The 3,413-nt window shown below is 64.9% G+C and carries 4 protein-coding genes; all 4 read left to right on the plus strand.

All coding sequences use genetic code 11. The features are described 5' to 3' along the window. Nucleotides 1–162 precede the first annotated feature (162 nt). Nucleotides 163–780 carry a trimeric intracellular cation channel family protein gene (locus ACLP25_RS13690; protein WP_442469741.1) on the plus strand — a complete coding sequence of 206 codons (618 nt, stop codon included), beginning with the start codon at nucleotides 163–165 and terminating at the stop codon, nucleotides 778–780. A 182-nt stretch (nucleotides 781–962) separates the two neighbouring features. Further along, on the plus strand, nucleotides 963–1,391 hold the full coding sequence (locus ACLP25_RS13695) for a hypothetical protein (RefSeq protein ID WP_442469742.1): 429 nt from the start codon (nucleotides 963–965) through the stop codon (nucleotides 1,389–1,391). 84 nt (nucleotides 1,392–1,475) lie between these two features. Beyond that, nucleotides 1,476–1,856 (plus strand): hypothetical protein, encoded by a 381-nt coding sequence (locus ACLP25_RS13700; protein ID WP_442469743.1) that lies wholly within the window; start codon nucleotides 1,476–1,478, stop codon nucleotides 1,854–1,856. Between the two features lie 640 nt (nucleotides 1,857–2,496). Next, complete coding sequence (locus ACLP25_RS13705) at nucleotides 2,497–3,069, plus strand: hypothetical protein (RefSeq protein ID WP_442469744.1); 573 nt, start codon at nucleotides 2,497–2,499, stop codon at nucleotides 3,067–3,069. Nucleotides 3,070–3,413 lie beyond the last annotated feature (344 nt).

Below are 3,413 nucleotides of genomic sequence, written 5' to 3' on the forward strand. Positions count from 1 at the left end.
TCGGCGAGGCCAAGGCCGCCGGCGGCGCAAAACCTGGGGCACGGAGCAGGGCCGCGGGCGCGAGGCCGCGCCGATGTAGGGAGCGTCCGCCGCGCGAATTTGCGCCGCCGCCGGCGGGCGTGAGAGGCTTTGCGCTTCGGTTCATGGAACTCGGAGCGCCCCATGCTGCTTCACACGCTCTATCTCGTCGCCATCGTCGCGGAGGCGATGACGGCTGCGCTCGCGGCGGGCCGGCGCAGCATGGACTGGGTCGGCGTCTGCCTGCTCGGCGCCGTCACCGCGCTCGGCGGCGGGTCGGTGCGCGACGTGCTGTTCGGTCACCACCCGCTGTCCTGGGTCAGCCATCCGGAATATCTGGTGATCACGGCGGGCGCCGCGCTGATGACGATCGCCGTCGCCCGCATCATGCATCGGCTGCGGAGCGTCTTTCTGGTTCTCGACGCGATCGGGCTCGTGGTCTTCACGGTCATCGGCTGCAATGTCGCGCTCGACCTCGGTCTGCCCACTGTCGACGTCATCGTCTCGGGCATGATCACCGGCTGCGTTGGCGGCGTCCTGCGCGACGTCCTGTGCAACGACGTGCCACTGCTGTTCCGCAGCGAGCTTTACGCCAGCGTGTCGGTCGTCGCCGGCGGCCTTTATGTCGGCGGACTTTCGGCCGGTCTGCCGCACGACCTCGTGACGGCGGGCGCGATGGCGGCGGGCCTCGTCCTCAGGCTGCTCGCCATCGTCCGGGGCTGGAACATGCCGAAATTCGTCTACGCCGAGGATTTGCACTGAGTTTACCGCGAGGGGGTCGAGGGCGCCCGGAATGGCGTCGGCGCGCCAAAACGGTCGTGGGCGAGGCGCGGCCCTTCGCAGCAAGGGCTAAGCCGCGGAGGCGCTTGTCGCCCCGCCGTCGTCCGGAATTCCGCCGTTTCTGCAAGCGAAAGATCGCTTTGGCAAACCGCGTGGAGATCCCGATGCGACGCCTCTTTGTCGTGGTCCTCCTGGCGCTCGCCGGGTTCGCGCCCGCCCGCGCGGACATCGTCGTCGAGGGGAGCCCCGGCGGCGAAGCGACGTCGTTCCTCAGGTTCTTCGAGGCGGTCCGCCTTTCGGGCGAGCGCGTGGTGACCGACGGGCCGTGCTTCTCCGCCTGCACCCTCGCCTTGAGCATCCTGCCTCGCAGCCGGATCTGCGCGACCTCTCGCGCCATCCTCGGCTTTCACGCGCCAAGACTGATGGACGGGCTCGGCAACGAATACCCGGCCCCTGCCGCGGCGACGCGGCTGGTCGCCGAGGCCTATCCGGCGCCCGTGCGCCAATGGATCCGCCGTCACGGCGGCCTGACCCGCAGGCCCATTTTTCTCTACGGGCCGGAGCTATCCCGCCTGATCCGGCGCTGCGGGTAGGTTCGAAGTAGGGAACGAGGTTGCTTGGCTCGACACGGAGTGGGAAAGGGCGGTGCGTGATCTTCACTGGATCGGATGGCGGCAATGATCGAGCGCGCTCGCAAAAGACTGAGCAAGAGGGCCAAGAAAGGATTTCGCGGCTGGCCCGTCGCAACCGTCGCGCTCTATGGCCCGGACGATACCCTGGCGACCAAGCTCACGGTCGGCATTGTGCCAGCCGAGGACGCCGAGGTGACCGACCTTAGACGCTGGCTTTCGAAGGACCAGACCGACATTCGCGACGATATCCCGGCGGCGACCGAAGTGCTGGCGTTCATCACCGAGGCCGGAGCCAAGTCGGTTGTCATGACCGACCGGATTATCGGCTGCCCGCATGAAGAAGGCATCGATTACGAGGGCGACACCTGTCCGGCTTGTCCGTTTTGGGCAGGACGCGACCGCTGGACCGGCAAGCGCCTGCACTAAAGAATTGGCGCGGGATAATCCGGGATGACGAGGGATTACGGTGCATTCTATTCGGGTGCGAAGGAATGTCGGAAGTCATTGCGCGTGCAAGCTTAGAGCGGTTTCCGATCAAACCGAGGCGCCTCGTCATTGCGAGCGAAGCGAAGCAATCCAGGGCTGCCGCCGCCGACCTACGATCACTGGATTGCTTCGTCGCTTCGCTTCTCGCAATGACGATTCAGCGGGGTCGAAAACCGCTTAAGCCATGGAAATACGTAGCACACGCTTCGTCGCGAGAAAATAAAGCGCTGAACTGCACCCCTCGGCTGAGACACTGGATTTGAGTGGCAGGGCTTTGGTTGTGTCCTTTCAGGGTCCCGGTGACACGTGCTTCAATTCCTATTTCCGAAGTTCGCACGCCTCGCCGTTCGCGCGAAAAACCGCGGGATAGGAGCGCGTGTGAGCGACGTCACTGCAGGCGTCGGGGCATTTGGATACACGCCGCGCGTGGAGGGGCCGATGCGGGTTCGGGTGCGGGGCACGCTAGGGCGCCGCCGGCGATCGGTAGCCCGCGCATTTCGTCTTTCCGGACTGCGTCGCCGGCGACCGGAGGAACCATTCGGCGGTCATCGGGCGGCGCTTGCAGAGGGAGGACGATCCCATGAGCATCCCACTCGCTGGCATCCGGCTGACGCTTCAGCGCATGCGCGCGGAGATTCGGAGCGAACAGGCCAAAGCCATCGTCGCCGCCAAGAGCAAGCGGCCGGGCGATCCGCAGCTGGCCGAATTCTGGCGTCGCCTTGAGAAGTACGAAGCCGACCTGCGCCGGGTCCAGCGCGATCTCTCGAGCCGGCTCCACTCGCTCGAGCATCAGCGAACCCAACTCTGGAACGTTCCGCGAGACCTGCGCTACAGCGCGCGTCAGTCGATCGACGACCGGGAGGCGGTCACGCAGGCCTTGGTCGACGAGGCGGCGGCGATCCTTCGCGATCTCATAAACTTCTGCGGCGACGTCGCCGTCATGAAGCCCGCCGATTGGGAGAGCCTGTTCGAGGATCTGACCAAGTTCGGCGACAAGGTCGACCACGCGTTTTTTCACACCGTCGTGCAACAGGTGCAAAAAGGGCCGGCGATCGGCGCCCCGGCCCCGCTCATGTTCTCGCTCGCCAACTTTGCGCCGATGATCGGGCTGATCGCCGCCATCATCTCGGCGCGCCTGCGCAAGCGGGTGTAGCCGCAGGGCCGGGCTGACGGCGTCAAGCGCCGAGCCCCGACGATCGGTCGGCTGGCAAGTTGGTTAATTTTCTGTTTCCATTGCGGCGGACTCCGCGCGGGCGCGAGGCCCACTATGGCAATCGTTCGTAAATCCCTAGTGTCGCGCTTCCTTGAAGTCGAAACGTATTCGTGAATCAAACATCCCTGCTGTCTTGAAGCATGGAGATGATTTGTGGCCGAGAAGAAGTACATTGTAAAATTGAGCCTTGAAGAACTGTCCTTTCTGGAGGAATTCCTTGGCAAAGGCCGACACACGGCTGAGTTGGTTACGCGGGCGCGCATCCTGCTCAAAGCCGACGTCTC

Origin of the sequence: Roseiarcus sp., from assembly GCF_052145395.1 — a bacterium.
Lineage (GTDB): Bacteria > Pseudomonadota > Alphaproteobacteria > Rhizobiales > Beijerinckiaceae > Roseiarcus.

What these genes read in the sequence shown, in the direction of transcription:
- ACLP25_RS13690 (WP_442469741.1), top strand. Translation starts at nt 163, where the DNA reads ATGCTGCTTCACACGCTCTATCTCGTCGCCATCGTCGCGGAGGCGATG.
- ACLP25_RS13695 (WP_442469742.1), top strand. Translation starts at nt 963, where the DNA reads ATGCGACGCCTCTTTGTCGTGGTCCTCCTGGCGCTCGCCGGGTTCGCG.
- ACLP25_RS13700 (WP_442469743.1), top strand. Translation starts at nt 1,476, where the DNA reads ATGATCGAGCGCGCTCGCAAAAGACTGAGCAAGAGGGCCAAGAAAGGA.
- ACLP25_RS13705 (WP_442469744.1), top strand. Translation starts at nt 2,497, where the DNA reads ATGAGCATCCCACTCGCTGGCATCCGGCTGACGCTTCAGCGCATGCGC.